Source organism: Variovorax sp. Soil_C_12 (genome assembly GCF_057657375.1).
Genome location: NZ_JBDGIO010000009.1, coordinates 100,103 through 118,120, shown reverse-complemented (window position 1 = coordinate 118,120; position 18,018 = coordinate 100,103). Strand labels below are relative to the sequence as shown.

At 68.4% G+C, this 18,018-nt stretch carries 19 protein-coding genes and 1 tRNA gene; 10 read left to right on the top strand and 10 right to left on the bottom strand.

The genetic code is table 11. The features are described from left to right. Positions 1 to 115: 115 nt before the first annotated feature. From purH to dusB, 3 genes are read right to left on the bottom strand one after another with little or no spacing between them, the layout of a single operon-like run. Positions 116 to 1,693 (bottom strand): bifunctional phosphoribosylaminoimidazolecarboxamide formyltransferase/IMP cyclohydrolase, encoded by a 1,578-nt coding sequence (purH, locus tag AC3A6X_RS23340; RefSeq protein ID WP_487844436.1) that lies wholly within the window; start codon positions 1,691 to 1,693, stop codon positions 116 to 118. Positions 1,694 to 1,699: 6 nt separating this feature from the next. Beyond that, positions 1,700 to 1,936: a Fis family transcriptional regulator gene (locus AC3A6X_RS23335; protein ID WP_068683508.1), complete on the bottom strand. Its 237-nt coding sequence runs from the start codon at positions 1,934 to 1,936 to the stop codon at positions 1,700 to 1,702. A 29-nt stretch (positions 1,937 to 1,965) separates the two neighbouring features. Further along, positions 1,966 to 3,024 carry a tRNA dihydrouridine synthase DusB gene (gene dusB, locus AC3A6X_RS23330; protein WP_487844435.1) on the bottom strand — a complete coding sequence of 353 codons (1,059 nt, stop codon included), beginning with the start codon at positions 3,022 to 3,024 and terminating at the stop codon, positions 1,966 to 1,968. Positions 3,025 to 3,191: 167 nt separating this feature from the next. Here dusB and AC3A6X_RS23325 point away from each other — a divergent pair, with 167 nt between their 5' ends. Beyond that, positions 3,192 to 3,662 (top strand): YqaA family protein, encoded by a 471-nt coding sequence (locus tag AC3A6X_RS23325; RefSeq protein ID WP_487844541.1) that lies wholly within the window; start codon positions 3,192 to 3,194, stop codon positions 3,660 to 3,662. Positions 3,663 to 3,689: 27 nt separating this feature from the next. Here AC3A6X_RS23325 and AC3A6X_RS23320 read toward each other — a convergent pair whose 3' ends face one another. Genes AC3A6X_RS23320 through AC3A6X_RS23310 form a run of 3 tightly spaced genes read right to left on the bottom strand, consistent with a single transcriptional unit; the run spans position 3,690 to position 6,401 of the window. After that, positions 3,690 to 4,364, bottom strand: a complete 675-nt coding sequence (locus AC3A6X_RS23320; RefSeq protein ID WP_487844434.1) for a glutathione S-transferase — start codon at positions 4,362 to 4,364, stop codon at positions 3,690 to 3,692. 2 nt (positions 4,365 to 4,366) lie between these two features. Then, positions 4,367 to 5,458: a redox-regulated ATPase YchF gene (gene ychF / locus AC3A6X_RS23315; RefSeq protein WP_487844433.1), complete on the bottom strand. Its 1,092-nt coding sequence runs from the start codon at positions 5,456 to 5,458 to the stop codon at positions 4,367 to 4,369. Between the two features lie 58 nt (positions 5,459 to 5,516). After that, on the bottom strand, positions 5,517 to 6,401 hold the full coding sequence (locus AC3A6X_RS23310; protein WP_487844432.1) for an MOSC domain-containing protein: 885 nt from the start codon (positions 6,399 to 6,401) through the stop codon (positions 5,517 to 5,519). A gap of 69 nt (positions 6,402 to 6,470) precedes the next feature. On the opposite strand from AC3A6X_RS23310, the gene AC3A6X_RS23305 reads away from it, so the two are divergent. From AC3A6X_RS23305 to AC3A6X_RS23290, 4 genes are read left to right on the top strand one after another with little or no spacing between them, the layout of a single operon-like run. Then, positions 6,471 to 7,580, top strand: coding sequence for an FAD-dependent monooxygenase (locus AC3A6X_RS23305; protein ID WP_487844431.1), 1,110 nt, complete (start codon positions 6,471 to 6,473; stop codon positions 7,578 to 7,580). Positions 7,581 to 7,608: 28 nt separating this feature from the next. Next, the gene (locus tag AC3A6X_RS23300) at positions 7,609 to 8,319 is read left to right on the top strand and encodes a DsbC family protein (RefSeq protein ID WP_309967621.1); all 711 of its coding nucleotides are present in this window, start codon (positions 7,609 to 7,611) and stop codon (positions 8,317 to 8,319) included. Next, positions 8,319 to 10,112 carry a M61 family metallopeptidase gene (locus AC3A6X_RS23295; RefSeq protein WP_487844430.1) on the top strand — a complete coding sequence of 598 codons (1,794 nt, stop codon included), beginning with the start codon at positions 8,319 to 8,321 and terminating at the stop codon, positions 10,110 to 10,112. The genes AC3A6X_RS23300 and AC3A6X_RS23295 overlap by 1 nt, the downstream gene beginning before the upstream one ends. A gap of 52 nt (positions 10,113 to 10,164) precedes the next feature. After that, a complete protein-coding gene (locus AC3A6X_RS23290; protein WP_487844429.1) occupies positions 10,165 to 10,944 on the top strand; it encodes an enoyl-CoA hydratase in 780 nt (259 codons plus the stop codon). Position 10,945: 1 nt separating this feature from the next. On the opposite strand, the gene AC3A6X_RS23285 is transcribed toward AC3A6X_RS23290, so the two are convergent. Together AC3A6X_RS23285 and AC3A6X_RS23280 are read right to left on the bottom strand one after the other, a co-directional pair. Then, positions 10,946 to 12,100, bottom strand: a complete 1,155-nt coding sequence (locus AC3A6X_RS23285) for a hypothetical protein (protein WP_487844428.1) — start codon at positions 12,098 to 12,100, stop codon at positions 10,946 to 10,948. Further along, positions 12,097 to 12,765 carry a sigma-70 family RNA polymerase sigma factor gene (locus AC3A6X_RS23280; protein WP_487844427.1) on the bottom strand — a complete coding sequence of 223 codons (669 nt, stop codon included), beginning with the start codon at positions 12,763 to 12,765 and terminating at the stop codon, positions 12,097 to 12,099. Before AC3A6X_RS23280 ends, AC3A6X_RS23285 begins: the two co-directional genes overlap by 4 nt. A 134-nt stretch (positions 12,766 to 12,899) precedes the next feature. On the opposite strand from AC3A6X_RS23280, the gene AC3A6X_RS23275 reads away from it, so the two are divergent. The 5 genes from AC3A6X_RS23275 (at position 12,900) to AC3A6X_RS23255 (ending at position 15,870) form a co-directional block, all read left to right on the top strand. Continuing rightward, a complete protein-coding gene (locus AC3A6X_RS23275; protein ID WP_487844426.1) occupies positions 12,900 to 14,474 on the top strand; it encodes a vWA domain-containing protein in 1,575 nt (524 codons plus the stop codon). A 33-nt stretch (positions 14,475 to 14,507) separates the two neighbouring features. Next, positions 14,508 to 14,584, top strand: a tRNA-Met gene (locus AC3A6X_RS23270). A 201-nt stretch (positions 14,585 to 14,785) separates the two neighbouring features. Next, the gene (locus AC3A6X_RS23265) at positions 14,786 to 15,232 is read left to right on the top strand and encodes a hypothetical protein (RefSeq protein ID WP_487844425.1); all 447 of its coding nucleotides are present in this window, start codon (positions 14,786 to 14,788) and stop codon (positions 15,230 to 15,232) included. 111 nt (positions 15,233 to 15,343) lie between these two features. Beyond that, a complete protein-coding gene (locus AC3A6X_RS23260) occupies positions 15,344 to 15,583 on the top strand; it encodes a hypothetical protein (RefSeq protein ID WP_487844424.1) in 240 nt (79 codons plus the stop codon). 83 nt (positions 15,584 to 15,666) lie between these two features. Further along, on the top strand, positions 15,667 to 15,870 hold the full coding sequence (locus tag AC3A6X_RS23255; RefSeq protein WP_487844423.1) for a hypothetical protein: 204 nt from the start codon (positions 15,667 to 15,669) through the stop codon (positions 15,868 to 15,870). 10 nt (positions 15,871 to 15,880) lie between these two features. On the opposite strand, the gene AC3A6X_RS23250 is transcribed toward AC3A6X_RS23255, so the two are convergent. Together AC3A6X_RS23250 and AC3A6X_RS23245 are read right to left on the bottom strand one after the other, a co-directional pair. Further along, the gene (locus AC3A6X_RS23250; protein WP_487844422.1) at positions 15,881 to 17,098 is read right to left on the bottom strand and encodes a glycosyltransferase; all 1,218 of its coding nucleotides are present in this window, start codon (positions 17,096 to 17,098) and stop codon (positions 15,881 to 15,883) included. After that, positions 17,095 to 17,973 carry a UDP-2,3-diacylglucosamine diphosphatase gene (locus AC3A6X_RS23245; RefSeq protein WP_487844421.1) on the bottom strand — a complete coding sequence of 293 codons (879 nt, stop codon included), beginning with the start codon at positions 17,971 to 17,973 and terminating at the stop codon, positions 17,095 to 17,097. The genes AC3A6X_RS23250 and AC3A6X_RS23245 overlap by 4 nt, the downstream gene beginning before the upstream one ends. Positions 17,974 to 18,018: the final 45 nt, after the last annotated feature.

Sequence of the window (18,018 nt, the reverse complement as noted above, 5' to 3'; positions counted from 1 at the left end):
AAGAACCGCCTCTATGGTGCGATCAGCTTCCAGCTGAAGTACCGCTTCGGGGGCAAACAGGAAAAAAGAAAAAGGCGGCACGAGCCGCCTTTTCCTCGCCATGCGCCGGACGCGCTCAGTGGCGGAAGTGCCGCACACCGGAGAACACCATGGCCACGCCGCGCTCGTCCGCGGCAGCTATCACTTCCTGATCACGCATCGAGCCGCCGGGCTGGATCACGCAGCTCGCGCCGGCATCCACCACCACGTCCAGCCCGTCGCGGAACGGGAAGAAGGCATCGCTCGCCACCGCCGTGCCTTGCAGCGACAGGTTCGCGTGCTGCGCCTTGATGCTCGCGATGCGCGCCGAATCGAGTCGGCTCATCTGGCCCGCGCCCACGCCCATGGTCATGCCGTCGGCGCAGAACACGATGGCATTGCTCTTGACGTACTTCGCGACCTTCCAGGCGAACAGCAGATCCTGCAGCTGCTGCGGCGTCGGCTGCTTCTTCGTCACCACCTTGAGCTCTTCGATCGACAGCTCGCGGTTGTCCGCGGTCTGCATGAGCAGCCCCGAGCCGATGCGCTTGACGTCCACCGCGTTGCGGCCCTGCTCCCAGGCCGACTTGCCGCCGGGCGGCAGCGCGATCTCGAGGATGCGCACGTTGACCTTGCTCTTGAAGACCTCCAACGCCTCGGGCGCGTAGCCCGGGGCCATCAGCACCTCGACGAACTGCTTCGAGATCGCCTCTGCAGCGGCGCGGTCCAGCGGCCGGTTCAAGGCGATGATGCCGCCGAAGGCCGAGGTCGGGTCCGTCTTGAAGGCCTTCGAGTAGGCCTCGTGCGCGTCCTTTCCGATCGCCACGCCGCAGGGGTTCGCATGCTTCACGATCACGCAGGCCGGCGTGTCGAAGCTCTTCACGCATTCCCAGGCCGCGTCGGCATCGGCGATGTTGTTGTAGCTGAGCTCCTTGCCTTGCAGCTGCTTCGCGCTCACCAGCGAGCCGGGGGCCGGGTACAGGTCGCGGTAAAAGGCGGCCTGCTGGTGCGGGTTCTCCCCGTAGCGCAGGTCCTGCAGCTTGACGAATCGGCCATTGCTTTGCGCCGGGAACAGCGCCTGCGTGCCGTCCTCCTGCAGGCCGGAGAGGTAGTCGCTGATCGCGCCGTCGTACTGGCTGATGCGGTTGAAGGCCGCGACGGAGAAGGCGAACTTCGTCTTCCTGCTGAGCTGGCCCTCGGCCTTCAGCTCGGCCAGCGCCTGCGGGTACTGCGAGGCGTCGGTCAGCACGCCCACGTCGTTCCAGTTCTTGGCCGCGCTGCGCACCATCGCGGGACCGCCGATGTCGATGTTCTCGATCGCATCTTCCAGCGTGCAGCCCGGCTTGGCGACCGTGGCCTCGAAGGGATAGAGATTGACCACCAGCAGGTCGATGGTGTCGATGCCGTGCTGCGCGAGCGCCGCCATGTGCGCCGGCACATCGCGCCGCGCCAGCAGGCCGCCATGCACCTTGGGATGCAGGGTCTTCACCCGGCCGTCGAGCATTTCGGGGAAGCCGGTGAGCTCGGCCACCTCGGTGACGGGCAGGCCGGCATCGCCCAGCAGCTTGGCGGTACCGCCGGTGGACAGCAAACGGACGCCCAGGCCATGCAGGGCTTGCGCGAATTCGAGGATGCCGGTCTTGTCGGAAACGGAAATCAGTGCGGTCAGTGCCATTTGGGCTTATTTCAGGAGTTTGTGTTCGACCAGCTTCTTGCGCAGCGTGTTGCGGTTCAGGCCCAGCCACTGGGCGGCCTTGGACTGGTTGCCTTCGGCCCGCGTCATCACGACGTCGAGCAGGGGTTTCTCGACCACGCGCACCAGCATGTCGTACATGCCGTCGGGTTCGGTGCCACGCAGATCGCGGAAGTAGCTGTCCAGACTGCTTCGCACGCAGTCTTCAATGTGTTTCTTGCTCATGGCCCTCTGCTCTTCTCTTCTTGTTCATGTCATGCCAACGCGTCGGCCTGCTCGTCGCTGGGCGTTTGCGCGTTGCCGCCTTCGTCGGGCGGAATGCGGTCCATCTGTGCCGCCAGCACATCGAAGAACTCCGCGACCGCGCGCCACTGCGCGTCGCAATCCTCGATGGCATTCATCTCGCTGCGGAACTGCTCGCCGCCCGGCAGGTCGCGCACGTACCAGCCGATGTGCTTGCGCGCGGTCCGCACGCCGCTGTAGTCGCCGTAGAGCGCGTAGTGCTGCTGCAAATGCTCGAGCAGCAAGCGCCGCACCTCGGCCACCAGCGGCGGCGCGAGCTGCGTGCCGGTCGCGAGGAAGTGCGCGATCTCGCGAAAGATCCATGGCCGCCCCTGCGCGGCCCGGCCCACCATCAGCGCATCGGCGCCAGTGAGTGCCAGCACTTGGCGCGCCTTCTCGGGCGAGTCGATGTCACCGTTGGCGACCACCGGCACGCGCACTGCCGCCTTGACCGCAGCGATGGTGTCGTACTCGGCCTCGCCCTTGTAGCCCTGTTCGCGCGTGCGGCCATGCACGGTGAGCATGCGCACGCCGACGCTCTCGAAGCGCCGCGCCAGCGCGACCGCGTTGCGATGGTCCTCGCTCCAGCCGGTGCGCATCTTGAGCGTGACCGGCACGTCGTGCGGCGCCGCGGCACGCACCACCGCTTCGACGATCTCGAGGGCCAGCGGCTCGTCGCGCATCAATGCGGAGCCGGCCCACTTGTTGCAGACCTTCTTGGCCGGGCAGCCCATGTTGATGTCGATGATCTGCGCGCCGCGCTCGATGTTGTATTGCGCGGCCTCGGCCATCATGGCCGCATCGGTGCCGGCGATCTGCACCGCAATGGGGCCCGGCTCGCCCTCGTGGTTGGCACGGCGCGAGGTCTTGAGCGAGTTCCACAGCTCCTTGCGCGACGTGACCATCTCGCTCACCGCATAGCCGGCACCGAGCTCGCGGCACAGCATGCGGAAGGGCCGGTCGGTCACGCCCGCCATGGGCGCGACGAACAGACGGTTCTCCAGCACGATGTTGCCGATCTGCAGGGTCATGGAGGAAAGTGGCGAGCGCCGGGGGCTGCTGAAAAATGAGGCACGATTGTAGCGGTGCCGCGAAGCCGCCGCTGCAACGATTTGCACTTTTGTCGGCGGGCTTCCGGCGTTCGACGATCTATACGCCCGCACCACATATCGCCGCATCTTTCTATACTGCGCCGCACATGCAAGCCTGGCTCGAATCCTTCTTTGCGCTTCTCGCGCTGCCGCAATACGGGCTCAGCACCCTGTTCGTCGCCGCTTTCGTCTCGGCCACCTTGGTGCCGGTCGGCTCAGAGCCGGCGCTCTTCGGCCTGCTGAAGCTCAATCCCGAACTGTTCTGGCCCGCGGTCGGTGTCGCTACCGCGGGCAACACGTTGGGCGGCATCGTCGACTGGTGGATGGGCTATGGCGCGCACCAAGTGGCGGACAAGTACTCGCATTCCAAGCATCACATGCGTGTGCTGACGTGGCTCGAAAGACTGGGACCCAAGGCCTGCCTGCTGGCCTGGCTCCCCCTGGTGGGCGATCCGCTTTGCGCCGTTGCGGGCTGGCTGAAGCTTTCCTTCTGGCCTTGCGTGCTCTACATGGCGATCGGCAAGTTCCTGCGCTACGTCACGATGACCGTGGCACTCCTCTACATCTGGCCGAACTGAGCGCGCCGCCGGCGCACCCGGTTCAGCTCAGCTCAGCAAGCCGTAAGGTCCGCCGCGCTCCAGCGCGCGCTGGTACGCAGGCCGCGCGTGGATGCGCTCGAGGTAGGCCATCAGCTTCGGCCGCTTCGCATCGAGCCCGCCGCGCGCCACCGCAGCCTCGACCGGAAAGCTCATCTGGATGTCGGCGCCGGAGAAGTCAGCGCCAGCAAACCATTCGCTCTTGCCGAGTTCGGCTTCCATGAAGTTCAGGTGGTTCGTGATGTTGGGCATGATGAAGGCCGCCTTCGCCTTGCTCGCGATGCCCTTCGCGATCGGCCTGGCGAAGAAGGGCATCTTCGCCTTCTCGATCCGGTCGAACATCAGCTTGAGCAGCAGCGGCGGCATTGCCGAGCCCTCGGCGTAGTGCATCCAGTAGCGGTAGCGCAGCGCCTCGGGCGTGCCCGCCGCCGGCGCCATGCGGCCGCTGCCATGGCGCTCGATCAGCGACTCCAGGATTGCGCCCGACTCCGCGAGCACCAGCCCGTCGGTCGTCGTCACCACGGGCGACTTGCCCAGCGGATGCACAGCGCGCAGGCTGGGCGGTGCAAGCATGGTCTTCGGGTCGCGCTGGTAGTGAACGATCTCGTAGGGCAGCTCGAGCTCTTCGAGCAGCCACAGCACGCGCTGCGAACGGGAGTTGTTGAGGTGATGGACCGTGATCATGTTCAGGCGCTGAACAGGAAGTTCATCACGTCCCCATCCTTGACGACGTATTCCTTGCCCTCGGCCCGCATCTTCCCGGCATCCTTCGCGCCCTGCTCGCCTTTGTAGGCGATGTAGTCGGCAAAGGAGATGGTCTGGGCGCGGATGTAGCCCTTCTCGAAATCGGTGTGGATCACGCCGGCCGCCTGCGGGCCGGTGTCGCCGATGTGGATGGTCCAGGCGCGCACTTCCTTCACGCCGGCGGTGAAGTAAGTCTGCAGGCCCAGCAGGCTGTAGGCCGCGCGGATCAGACGGTTGAGGCCCGGCTCTTCCTGCCCGATCTCGGCGAGGAACATCTTCTTGTCCTCCTCGTCCATGTCGGCCAGCTCGGACTCGATCTTGGCGCTGATGGCCACCACCGGCGCGTTCTGCGCGGCCGCGTACTCGCGCAGGCGGTCGAGGAAGGGGTTGTTCTCGAAGCCATCCTCCGCCACGTTGCCGACGAACATCGCGGGCTTGGCGGTGATGAGCGAGAACTGCTTGATCAGCGGCTTGTCTTCCTTGCTGAACTCGACGGTGCGCACCGGCTTGTTGTCGTTGAGCGCGGCCTGGCATTTCTCGAGCAGCGCGACCAGCTTGATCGCCTCCTTGTCGCCCGAACGCGCGGTCTTGGTGTGCCGCTGCAGCGCCTTCTCGACGGTGGCCAGGTCGGCCAGGCACAGCTCGGTCTGGATCACCTCGATGTCGGAGATCGGATCGACCTTGCCCGCCACGTGGATCACGTTGTCGTCCTCGAAGCAGCGCACCACATTGACGATGGCGTCGGTCTCGCGGATGTGGGCGAGGAACTGGTTGCCCAGCCCTTCGCCCTTGCTGGCGCCGGCCACCAGGCCCGCGATGTCGACGAACTCGACGATGGCCGGCACGACGCGCTCCGGCTTCACGATCTCGGCCAGCTGGCCCAGCCGGGTATCGGGCACCTCGACCACGCCGACGTTCGGCTCGATGGTGCAGAAGGGATAGTTCTCGGCCGCGATGCCGGCCTTGGTCAAGGCGTTGAAGAGGGTGGACTTGCCGACGTTGGGCAGGCCGACGATGCCGCACTGGAGACTCATGGCGGGACTTTCAGGATGCTTTGGGGGAACCGGGGATTCTAGGCGCGCCGATTCGCCCTCACTCGAAGCGCAGGTTGGCGCCGACCGGCTGGCCGCGTCGGAGCATGTGCTCGATGCCCTGCAGCACGATCGCGTTCATTCCGAAGGTGATGGCGCCATCGACGCGCGGATCGGCACGGTAGGTGCGCAGCGTGTCGCCGACCTCGGGACTGGATTCGGCGGTCGCCGGGTCGATGTCGGGAATGGGGCAGCGCGTGCAGGGCTTCACCGGCTGCAGCTGCGCCTCGCCCTCGCCGGTGCCCACGTACAGCATCTCCACGCGATCCTCGTCGTGCGCCTCGATGCCGGCCAGCACGATGTTGGGACGGAAGCGCTCGATGCCGACCGCCGCATGGCCCTGCGCAGCGAGCCGCGCATTGAGCTCCGCCAGCGAGCCCTCGCTCGCCACCAACAGGGGATAGCCATCCGAAAACTGGTTCTGCGCCTCGGCGCCGCCGGTCCACTTCATGTTCGACAGCCGCTTCTGCTCGGGATCGAAGCGCACCAGCCGCAGCTTTTGCGGGCGGCCGGGCTGCGACAGGAAGTCGCTGAACCACTGGGCCGCGATGTCGCCCATGTCGTAGGCGGCCACCTCGTCCTTCCAGACCCGCACGCGCACCGGCTGCTCGACCCGGTCGAAGGCGATGTGCAGCGCCAGCATGCCGGGGGCGCGCAGCACCATCTCCGAATGCTTCATCTGCGGGCGGATCAGCGCCATGCGCGGCAACTCGCGCTGGGTGACGAATTCGCCCTCGGCGTCGACCACCATCCAGGCGCGGTCGAATTCCAGGCCGGTCTCGGTCAGCAGCGCCTCGGGCAGCTCGACGCCGGCGCAGGACTTGATGGGGTAGACGAAGAGGCGGGCGATGGTGGCCTGGAGGTCGAAGTCGGTAGGTACGGTCACGGGGGAGTCCTTGGCTGGAGCGCGCGATTGTCCCGTACGCCGGGCACATCGGCCTCCTACAATGCCCCAATGGCCCTTCCTCCCGAGGTTTGCATTCGCGGCGCCGGCATCGTCGGCCGGACGCTGGCGCTGCTGCTGGCGCGCGAACGCGTGCGCGTGGCGCTCGTGGCGCCCCCCGCCGCGACCGACAAGCAGGACGTCCGCGCCTACGCGCTCAACGCGGCCTCGAAGACGCTGCTCGAATCCCTGCGCGGCTGGCCCGACGCCCCCCATGCCACGCCGGTGCGCGAGATGCTGGTGCATGGCGACGAAGGCGGGCGCGTGCAATTCCACGCCGCGCGGCAGAAGGTGGAGGCGCTGGCCTGGATCGTCGACGTGCCGGCGCTGGAACAACAGCTTACCGACGCCGTGCGCTTCCAGTCCCGCATCGACATCGTGGCCGAGCCTGTGCAGGCGCCGCTCACGGTGGTCTGCGAGGGCCGCATCAGCGCCACCCGCGAGACGCTGGGCGTTCGCTACGAGGTCACGCGCTATCCGCAGCACGCGATCGCCGCCCGCCTGGTCGCCGACGAGCCGCACGATGGCGCCGCGCGCCAGTGGTTCAACGACCGGGGCGAGGTCTTCGCGCTGTTGCCGATGCAAGACAAACAGCTTGCGCTGGTGTGGTCCGTCGACCAGCTGCGCGCACCCGAGCTGCTCGCGCTGACGGCCGACCAGTTCAACACCGCCTTGCACGAGGCCAGCCACGGCGCGCTGGGCGCGCTGCGCGTGGTGAGCGATCGGGCCTCATGGCCGCTGCAGCGGGCGATTGCCGACCGCTGGACCGGCCGGCTCGCCGACGGCAATGCCTGGGCGCTGGCCGGCGACGCGGCGCACACGGTGCATCCGCTGGCGGGCCAGGGCCTCAACCTGGGCCTGGCCGATGCCGCTGCGCTGGCGAACGTGATCAAGGGCCGCGACTACTGGCGCAGCGTGGGCGACGCCCGGTTGCTGCGCGCCTACGAACGCTCGCGCCGGGCCGAGGTGCTGGCCATGAGCCTTGCCACCGACGGCCTGCAGCAGCTCTTTGCGCACAGCGCCGACCCGCTGCCGGCCCTGCGCAACTGGGGCATGCGCGGCTTCGATCGCTCGCGGCTCATCAAGAGCTGGGTCGCGAAGCAGGCCATGGGCCTGGCATGAACTGATTTCCGCAAGCAAGACCACCATCATGAAACCCGCATCCGCACTTCTTGCCGCGCTCGCACTCGGCTGCAGCCTGGGCGCCATGGCCGGCGAAGCCGAGATCCGCCAGAACCTGGCCGCGCGCATCCCGCAGTTCGCCAAGATCGACGAAATCCGCAAGGCGCCGATGCCGGGACTCTACGAAGTGCGCATCAACGGCTTCGAGATCTTCTACACCGACGAGCAGGGCAACTACCTGCTGCAGGGCAATCTGATCGATGTCAAGGCGCGCCGCAACCTCACCGAGGAGCGCGTCGAGAAGCTCAGCGAGGTGGCCTTCGACAAGCTGCCGGTGAAGGACGCCTTCAAGATCGTGCGCGGCAACGGCAAGCGCAAGCTCGCGGTCTTCGAGGACCCGAACTGCGGCTACTGCAAGCAGTTCGAGCGCGACCTGACCAAGGTCGACAACGTGACCATCCATCTCTTCCTCTACCCGGTGCTGGGGCCGGACTCGGTGACCAAGTCGCGCAACATCTGGTGCGCCAAGGACAAGGCCAAGGCCTGGGCCGACTGGATGCAGCGCGGCGTCACGCCCGAGGCGGCCGAATGCGACACCGCGGCGCTCACCCGCAACCGCGAGTTCGGCCAGAAGTACAACATCACCGGCACGCCCACGCTGATCTTCAGCGACGGCACGCGCGCTCCGGGAGCCATCCCCGCAGCGCAGGTCGAGAAGCAACTCGCCGCGATCAACTGATGGCGGGGCAGGCCATCCATTACCGCGTGGAATGCGCGGATCGCAACGCGCACCTGTTCGCCATCACGCTACGCATCGAGCGGCCCGCCGCACGTCAGCGCGTCTCGCTGCCGGTCTGGATCCCGGGCAGCTACCTGGTGCGCGAATTCTCGAAGAACCTGCAGCAGCTGCAGGCGAGCCAGGGCCGGCGCAAGCTCGCCGTGCAGCAACTCGACAAGCACAGCTGGCAGATCGATTGCGTTCAGGGCAAGCCGCTGGAGCTGCGCTACCAGGTCTGCGCCTTCGACAACTCGGTGCGCACCGCCTGGCTGGACGGCGCGCGCGGCTTCTTCAACGGCACCAGCCTGTGCCTGCGCGTCGAGGGCCAGGCCGATGAGCCGCACGGCATCGAGATCGTCGCGCCCGCTCGCTCGCCGAATGAAGAGCGCTGGTCCTGCGCTACCGCGCTGAAGCCCGCCAAGACCGACCGCCAGGGCTTCGGCAGCTACCTCGCCGCCAGCTACGACGAGCTGGCCGACAGCCCGGTCGAGATGGGCGCCTTCTGGAGTGCCGAGTTCGAGGCCTGCGGCGTGCCGCATCGCTTCGTGATCGCGGGCGCGCCGCCCTCCTTCGACGGCGAGCGGCTGATCGCCGACACGCGCGCCATCTGCGAGACGCAGATGCGCTTCTGGCACGGCGCCAAGGTCGGCAAGCGCGGCGGGCCCAAGCCGCCGCACGACCGCTACGTCTTCATGCTCAACGCCGTGGACGACGGCTACGGCGGGCTAGAGCACCGCCATTCGACCGCGCTGATCTGCACGCGGCGCGACCTGCCGCAGCTCGGCATCAAGAAGCAGGCCGAGGGCTACACCACGCTGCTGGGCCTGGTCAGCCACGAGTATTTCCATACCTGGAACGTGAAGCGGCTACGGCCGGCCGAGTTCGAACGCTACGACTACGGCCAGGAGAACTACACGCAGCTGCTGTGGCTGTTCGAGGGCTTCACCAGCTACTACGACGACTTGCTGCTGCGCCGCGCCGGCCGCCTGGATGACGCGGGCTACCTGCGCCTCGTCAACAAGACCGTCAACCAGGTGCTACAGGCGCCGGGCCGCCATGTGCAGTCAGTGGCGCAGGCCAGCTTCGACGCCTGGGTCAAGTACTACCGGCAGGACGAGCAAACGGCCAACACCACCATCAGCTACTACACCAAGGGCGCGCTGGTCGCGCTGTGCTTCGATCTGACGCTGCGCGCCGAAGGCCAGGCCTCGCTCGACGACGTGATGCGGCTCCTGTGGAAGCGCAGCGGCGGCGGCCCGGTGAGCGAGGCCGACTTCGCCGCGGCGCTCGAAGCCGTCGGCGGCCGCTCGTACGCCGATGAGATCGCGCGCTGGGTCCATTCGACCGAGGAGTTGCCGCTGGCCGAGCTGCTCGGCCGGCACGGCGTCGTCGCCAACGAGGATCCGGCGCAGCGCGCCCAGGAACTGGGCCTGCGCGTGGCGGAGGCCGGCGGCAGCGTGCAGGTCAAGATGGTGCTGCGCGGCGGTGCGGCCGAGCAGGCCGGCTTCTCGGCGAACGACGAATGGATCGGCATCGAGCTGGCCGCCGCCAAGGGCCGTCCGGCACAGGGCTGGCGCATCGCCCGGCTCGACGACCTGGGGCTTTATCTCGGGCCGCTCAAGAAGATCACCGCGATGGTGGCGCGCGACCGGCGGCTGCTTCGGTTGCCGCTCACGCTGCCGACCGGCGTCACCACCTGGCGGCTGGCCGCGCAGGATCCCGCGAAGATCGCGCGCTGGCTGGCACCGCAGTAAAACAGCGCGTTTGACGCGCCGTTCCCGCTTTGTTCCCTTCAAGGAGACCCCCATGAGCTACGAGAACATCGAAGTCCGCACCGAAGCCGGCAAGGTCGGCATCGTGACGCTGAACCGGCCGAAGGCCCTGAACGCGCTCAACGATGCGCTGATGACCGAGCTCGGCGACGCGCTCAAGGCCTTCGACGCCGACCCGGCCATCGGCTGCATCATCGTCACCGGCAGCGAGCGCGCCTTCGCCGCGGGCGCGGACATCGGCGCCATGGCCAGCTACAGCTTCACCGACGTCTACAAGGGCGACTACATCACGCGCAACTGGGAGACCATCCGCAGCGTGCGCAAGCCGGTGATCGCGGCGGTGAGCGGCTTCGCACTGGGCGGCGGCTGCGAGCTGGCGATGATGTGCGACTTCATCATCGCGGCCGACAACGCGCGCTTCGGCCAGCCCGAGATCAAGCTGGGCGTGATTCCCGGCGCCGGCGGCACGCAGCGCCTGCCGCGCGCGGTGGGCAAGGCCAAGGCCATGGACATGGCGCTGACCGGCCGCATGATGGACGCGGCGGAGGCCGAGCGCTCGGGCCTGGTGAGCCGCGTGGTGCCCTACGACAAGCTGATGGACGAGGCGCTGGGCGCCGCGCTCGTCATAGCCGACTTCTCGCAGGTGGCGGTGATGGCGGCCAAGGAATCGGTCAACCGCGCCTTCGAGAGCGGGCTTTCCGATGGCGTGATGTTCGAGCGCCGACTGTTCCACGCGCTCTTCGCCACCGCCGACCAGAAGGAAGGCATGGACGCCTTCGTCAACAAGCGCAAGGCAGCCTTCAAGCACGAATGAGCTAGCGGCTCGGTGCGGCCGGCGCCGTCTCGGGCTCGGCCGGCGGCTGCGGCTTGAACCGCCACTGGGGCGGTGACGATGGCTGCGCCGGCGGCTCCACCGCGTGCTGCAAGGCCTCGCGCAAGGCGGCCAGCGACGACGCCGAGGGCATCCCCGTCGCTGCCGCCCTGCGCCCCTCGCGCCAGCGCACCTGATTGCGACCCAGCTCGAAGGTCGCCATCACATCGCCGTTGCTGCGCTCCAGCGTGACCCGCCATTCGGGCGTGCCCGCCAGTGGCTGCGCGCCGACCGCCGAGATCGCGGCCGATCCCAGCAGGGCGCTGAGGTCCTGCGCCTCCGAACGCGACAGCGTGCGGCTCGCGCCGCCCCGCTGCGTGATGGTGATGCGGCTCCATTGCGAGAGCGCGGAGAAGCTGGGCGGTTCGGGCGATGCAGTGGGCGCGGGTGGCGCAGCGGCAGGCGGAGGCGCGGGCTGGCCTGCGGGCGTGGCGGCTTCCTTCTTTCTCGCCTCCTTCGCGGCTGCGGCGGTGGATGCGGACAGCGCGGCCTCGTCAGCTTGCCGGCGCGCCGGTTCGGAGGGTGCTGGGGTAGGTGCAGGACGTTCCGCCGGACGCGAGGGGCGTGCGCCCTTCGCCGGGGCCGTGGCCGATTCCGCCGGCGCCTCCGGCACAGGCGCCGGCCCACCCGCGATGTCCTGGCTCGATGGCAGTGCGCGCTCTACCGCCTGAGGCGGCGGTGCGGGCGCCGGCGCAGGCGCGGCCGGTGGCGGGGATGCCGGCGCTGCTGGCGCTTCGCTGCGCTGCGCGGGCGCGCTGACCTGCGCCTCTCTGTCGGGCCGCGCGCCGGGCACAGGCTCGCGCTGCCAAAGCACGGTCACCAGCACGCCGATCAGCACGGTCGCAAAGGCGGCGTTCCAGGGCCTGCGCGCACCACCGCCCTGCCCGCCCAGGCCGAGTAAGCGTTGCCACCACGGCCGCGCCGCCGCTTCCGGCTCGGCCGCCGCCGCAAAAGGCGTCACCGCGTCGTGCGCATGGTCGAGGATCGCCTTGCGCAGGCGCCAGTTCGGCGCTGCCGTGTGGTCCGGCGCGTTCAGGAGCGCGCGATGCAGCGCCTCGTCGCGCAGCTCGCCGTTGTCGTCCTTCATCGTGCTGCTCATGCCCGACGCTCCAGCACCACCAGGTAGCGCTCCATGCAGCCGCGCAGCTTCTTGAGCCCGTAGCGCAGGCGGCTGCGGACCGTCTCGAAGTTGATGTCGAGCGTCTGTGCCATCAGCTCCACCGTGAAGCCCTCCTCGTGGTGCAGCAGGAAGGCCGAGCGCTGTTCGTCGGGCAGCTCATCCAGGCAGGCCAGGAGGCGCCGCCCGGCGGCGCGCCAGAAGGCCTGCTCCTCGGCCGAGGGATGCGCGGCATCGGAAGACGCCCCACCCCCGCCCAGGAGGCCGCGGCTGAACAGGCGCGCGGCTTCGAGGCCGTCTCCGTCCTCGTCGTGGGCATAGAAGGCGACTTCGCGCCCGCTCAGGCGCAGGCGGTCCATGGCCAGGTTGTGCGCGATGGTGAAGGCCCAGGTGCGCCAGCTCGCGCCCTGCGGCGAGAAGCCCTGTCGCGCCGCGATGATGCGCATCCAGGTCTCCTGGAACACCTCCTCGACCTCGGACGCCAGCCGCATGCCCATGAGGCGCCGCACGAAGCGGAACAGCGCGCTCTCGTGGCGCGCATAGAGCACGTCGAAGGCGCCCGTGTCGCCATCGGCGTAGGCGAGCATCAGCCGGTCGTCCGGCATGGTGTCGTGGAGGACGGGGTTCGCGGCGGGTGGCGCAAGCATCGGCAGATTTTCACCTCTCCTTCTACGGGCGACGGCGGCGCGCGGGGTTAGCGATAGCTCAAAAAAAATGTCCCGCGTTAACCCGCGGCGCCGGTGCTCGCCGTATCAGCCTGCATCCACAACCGGAGCCGCTGATGACTTCCCGCCCTTCCCACTCTTTCCACTCTTCCCGCCCCTCGCGCCTCTTCCAGCGCTCGCTCGCCGCGCTGCTGTGCGCCCAGCTCCTGCTGAGCGCCTGCAGCGCGACCGAGATCGCGCCCGGTACCGCGCGCTGGCCCACGCCGGCGCCGCAGCCCGAGCCGCCGAGCTTCCCGTCGCAGCAGTGGCCCAGCCCGGTGGTGGCGCGCACGGTGCCGAACTTCGAGGCGCCCTCGGCCACGCACTGCGCGCGCCCGGTCCAGACCTTCGAGACGCCGGGCCGCGTGGCGAGCCAGCGCGACGAAGCGCCGGCCGCGGGTAGCTACGGTACGGGCCGCTCCTCGCTGGCCCGCGAGGAGCGGGCCCGCCGGATGGCGCCCGGCGAGGCTTCGGCGGATGCCGCGGCCGCGATGCCGGCGCCCGCCAGCCCGCCCCCATCCGCCGCCAGGGAAGCGCTGCCCGCCGAGACCGAGGCGGCGCCCCGCTTTGCGCGGCCCGCACCCAGCCCGCAACCCAGCCAGCGCCCACGCCCGGTCCAGGAAATCGTGACTGCCGGCATGGTGGACGACAACGCCGATTTCAGCACCTACCTGGAGTTCCGCCAGCGCACCCAGGTCGCTCATCGTGAACGCGATGTGAGCGAGCGCTACCTGCTGCAGGTGCGCAACCGGCGCGGCGATCCGGTGCCCGATGCCGAGGTGGCGGTGCAGGCCGCGGGCGGTGCCGCCATGTGGGCGCGCACCGACGCGGCGGGCCGCGCCTGGCTGCATCCCCGGGCTTTCGATCCCTCGGGCAGCGCGGTCTATGAGGTGGCCGTGCGCAAGAACGGGCAGCAGGGCACGTCCTTCCTGCGCCGCGGCCAGAAAAGCGCCGTCGAACTCGTGATCGACGAGCCGGCAGCCACGCAACGGGCCCGGCTGGACCTGGTCTTCCTGATCGACGCCACCGGCTCCATGGGCGACGAGATCGGCAAGCTCAAGGCCAGCTTGCGCAGCATCGCCAACGAGGTGGCCCGGCTGCCGAGCCGGCCCGACACCTGCTTCGGCCTGGTGGCCTACCGCGACCGGGGCGATGAATTCCTGGTGCGCCGCCATGATTTCACCAACGACCTGGGCGCCTTCGAGTCCGTGCTCGACGCGCTGCAGGCCAACGCCGGCGGCGACTATCCCGAGGCGATGAACGAGGCGCTGCACGAGACGGTGCATCGGCTGAGCTGGCGCGGCACCGGCGCGACGCGCATGGTGGTGCTGCTGGCGGACGCGCCGCCGCACCTGGACTACGGCGGGCCGCAGTACGACGAGGACATGATGGTCGCGCTCGGCAAGGGCATCAAGGTGTTCAGCGTGGGCGCGAGCGGGCTGGACAAGCAGGGGGAGTACATCCAGCGCCAGATCGCGCAGTACACCGGCGGGCGTTTCGTGTTCCTGACCTACCGGGAGGCGCGCAATCCCGCCAGCGGGCCCGGGCGCGAGACGGTGCACGACGTGAGCAACTATTCGGTGCAGACGCTGGACCGGCTGATCGTGCGGCTGGTGAGCGAAGAACTCGCGAAACTGCCGAAGGCCGGTTGAGGCTTTGGCAAGCCGGGTTATAATTTTGGGCTCGGCTCTTTAGCTCAGTCGGTTAGAGCGATGGAATCATAATCCACAGGTCCGCGGTTCGAGTCCGTGAAGAGCCACCATCCAAAAGAAAGCCTGCTATCAGATCGATAGCAGGCTTTTTTCATGTCGGGGCGTCTGCGGTAGATAGTGCTTGCGCCGCTCGGCGGCTTCGCCCCGGCCCGGTAACCTGGCCATGCTCCGGCAAGCGCCGTGCGCCTTGTCCGACACCCTTTCGCCCGCCGCCTCACACCATCGAACACCGTCATTTGCCGGAGGGCACGATGGATTCCCCCGCACCCGTCCACCACAGCTATCAGCGATTCTTTGCCTGGACTTTCCTGCTGGCGATGGTGCTGGTGTTCGCGCTCGTCTGGATCGAGCTCGCATTCCCGCCATCGCCTGCCCCGCGGCTCACGGCCGTGCCGGCGGCAGCCGCCGGCGAGTTCGACCTGCGTGACCTGCAGCTTCTGCTGACCGTCACGGCGCTGATTGCGGCCTTCGCCTCGCTGACAGGACTGGTCGTGACCACGCCGCTGGCCTGGATCACTCGACGCCGGGCCCGGGTCCGGGCCGCGGTGGAGCTCGCCCTCAAGCGGCAGGATCACATCAACTGGCTGGCGGCCGAACACACGGGCGCCTGGCCGGCGCCCGCCCGGCGCCCACAGTCCCCCGGCAGGCACCGTCGCCACGGCACTTCCGCCCGAAGAGTCCACGGCAACGCGCACTGAACAAGCAGCACAGCGTGAAAAAGCCCGCTCGAAGCGGGCTTCGGAGGCGGGAGCGCCGCACCGGCGCAGGACTATTCCTGGGGACGGAACGCGCTGAGGAACTCGGCGGTCTTGTCCGCCGGCCGCCAAGTCGCCGTCACGGGGGCCGAAACGCCGGAAGCGTTCACCGGCGCGCTGACTGACGGCGCCGTTGCTGCCGTGCCGTTGCTCTTGCAGGCGCTCAAGCCCAGCGCCAAGGCCAGGCTTGCGATTCCCATCCACGCTGTCTTCTTCATGTTTGAGTCCCTCGGTTTCACTCCGCAGCGCGGGCTGCGACTGGCGGCCGATGCTAACCCAAATACTCAAACCTAAGTTCTCTTCTTCGGACAAAATTTAGAAATCAGTATTACTTTTCCGCGTGAGCAATAGCTCGCGATGTAGTTAGTATGTATTACATGATTTTTCGTCGACCGCCCGATGGGGAAGGGTCCCAGGAAGAGTCCGACAGCAGCAGGCTCGCGGCGCTCAACCCCGCGCACCTGACGCACGAGCCGATGCGCCGGAACTGGTCGTGGCTGCGCTTCGCAGTCGGCGTGACGGTGGGCGCCGTCGTGGTCGAGGCGCTCAGGCTGGCGATGGGCCTGGTCCAGGGCGCTTGAGGCGCCCCCCTCAGCGCTGTCCGGACGGCACGGCCGGTTCCGGGATCGGCACCTCGCGAGCCACCCGCGCCTCGGCCTGCGCCAGGATGCCCTGCAGGATGCCCGGCATCTCGAACACCGCACGGTTGTGTACCTTGTCCGTGGCGGCGCGATAACGGTCGAGATCGCGCACCAGTTCCTCGACCGCGCCGGGCACCTTGGCATAGCTCGAGCGCACCAGGCCCACGCCCTGCTCGCGCACCCACTGGGCGTTGTAGCGTTCCTGGGGCAGGGTCCAGCTGTTGCACACCACGATCACCGGCAGATGCAGTTGCACCGCCTCGCTGACGCTGCCGGGCCCCGGCTTGCCGATGAAGAAATCGGACAGCTGCATGTAGTGCGCAACGTCGGGCGTGAAGCCCAGCACCGCCCGCGGCGCCCGCGCCGGCAACGCCCGCAGGGCCTTGGCCAGCGATTCGTTGTGGCCGCAGGCCAGGATCAGCTGCATGTCGGGCAGGCGCTTGGCGATGCCGATCATGGCCTTGGAGCCCTGCCCGCCGAACAGCACCAGGCCGGTCGGGCGGTCCGGGTCCAACCCCAAACGGCGGCGCTCCTCGGCGCGATCGATCGGCTGGGTCTCGTAGAAGGCCGAGCGGATCATCATCCCGGAGGTCGCATGGACGCGGTCTTGCGCATACCCCGCCGCACGCGCCTGCTGCACGGCCTTGGCCGAGCCGCAGACGAAGTACTGGTCCTGCCCCTTCTCGATCCAGAAATGCGGCGGATGGTCGGCCAGGTCGGTGAGCACCGTCACATAGGGCACGCCCGGCAGCGCCGTGGCGACCGACTCGTAGAGCGAGCGGTTGAAGTTGGGGATCAGCGACACGACCATGTCGGGCTCGGTCGCCAGCCAGTGCTGCTGCAGGGGGCGCACCAGCTTCGGCTTGGCCCAGCGGATCACGGCCTGCAGGACCTTGAGCTCGTGCGTCAGTCCCAGCGTCCAGCCGCGGGCGAGCCGCTTGTTGTAGACGTCCTCCGGGTCCATGCCCGTCAGCTTGCGAAAGCCGTCGTTCGGATCGAGCACCTCGCGCAGGTTGACCAGCCGCACGGTCCACGGCAGGCCTGCGCGCTGGATCGCCGCCTCGAGCGCCAGCGCGGAGGCGCGGTGCCCGCCGCCGGCGTTGAAGTACACCAGGTCGACGGTTCGGTGGGCCGCGGAAGGCGGATTCGGCAAGGGCGCCCGCTTCATGCGTGCGCCGGCTCGTGCCGCGAAGCTGCGCGTCCGGCCCGTGTCGTGACCGGCATGTGCTCGGCCCAGTGCAGGATCTCGAGCCTCCCATCGGCATGCTCGGCCAATGCAGTGAGGCTCTCGACCCAGTCGCCGTCGTTGGCGTAGAGGATGCCGTCGATGTCGCGCAGCTCGGCATGGTGGATATGGCCGCACACCACGCCCTGCATGCCGCGCTTGCGCGCCTCGCGCGCCACCGCGCCCTCGAAATCGCCTACGTAGCTGACCGCCCGCTTGACCTTCAGCTTCAGGTACTTCGACAGCGACCAGTAGGGCAACCCCATGCGCGCGCGCAGCGAGTTGAGGTGGCGGTTGAGCTTGAGCGTGAACTCGTAGAGCGAATCGCCCACGTAGGCCAGCCACTTGGCGCACTGGATCACCCCGTCGAACAGGTCGCCGTGCATGATCCAGAGCTTGCGGCCGTCGGCGGTCTCGTGGATCCATTCTTCGGCCACGTCGATGCCGCCGAAGTTGTGGTGCAGGTACTTGCGGGCGAACTCGTCGTGGTTGCCCGGGATGAAGATCACCCGCGTGCCCTTGCGCGCCTTGCGCAGCAGCTTCTGGATGACGTCGTTGTGCGCCTGCGGCCAGTACCAGTGGCGGCGCAGCTGCCAGCCGTCGATGATGTCGCCGACCAGGAACAGCGTCTGGCACTCGGTGTGCTTCAGGAAGTCGAGCAGCGCCTTGGCCTGGCAGCCGGGCGTGCCCAGGTGCAGGTCGGAGATCCAGAGGGTCCGGTAGCGCTGGGGCGGACGCGTGGAGTCGTCCTCCTCCGTACCCAAGGAGGCCTCGGCTGTGTTGCGCCATGCACGAAGAAAAGCGTCATCGCGTTGCATGGGGGGTCATCGTCGCCAGGGCGGATGACGGCGCCATGGCGGCGC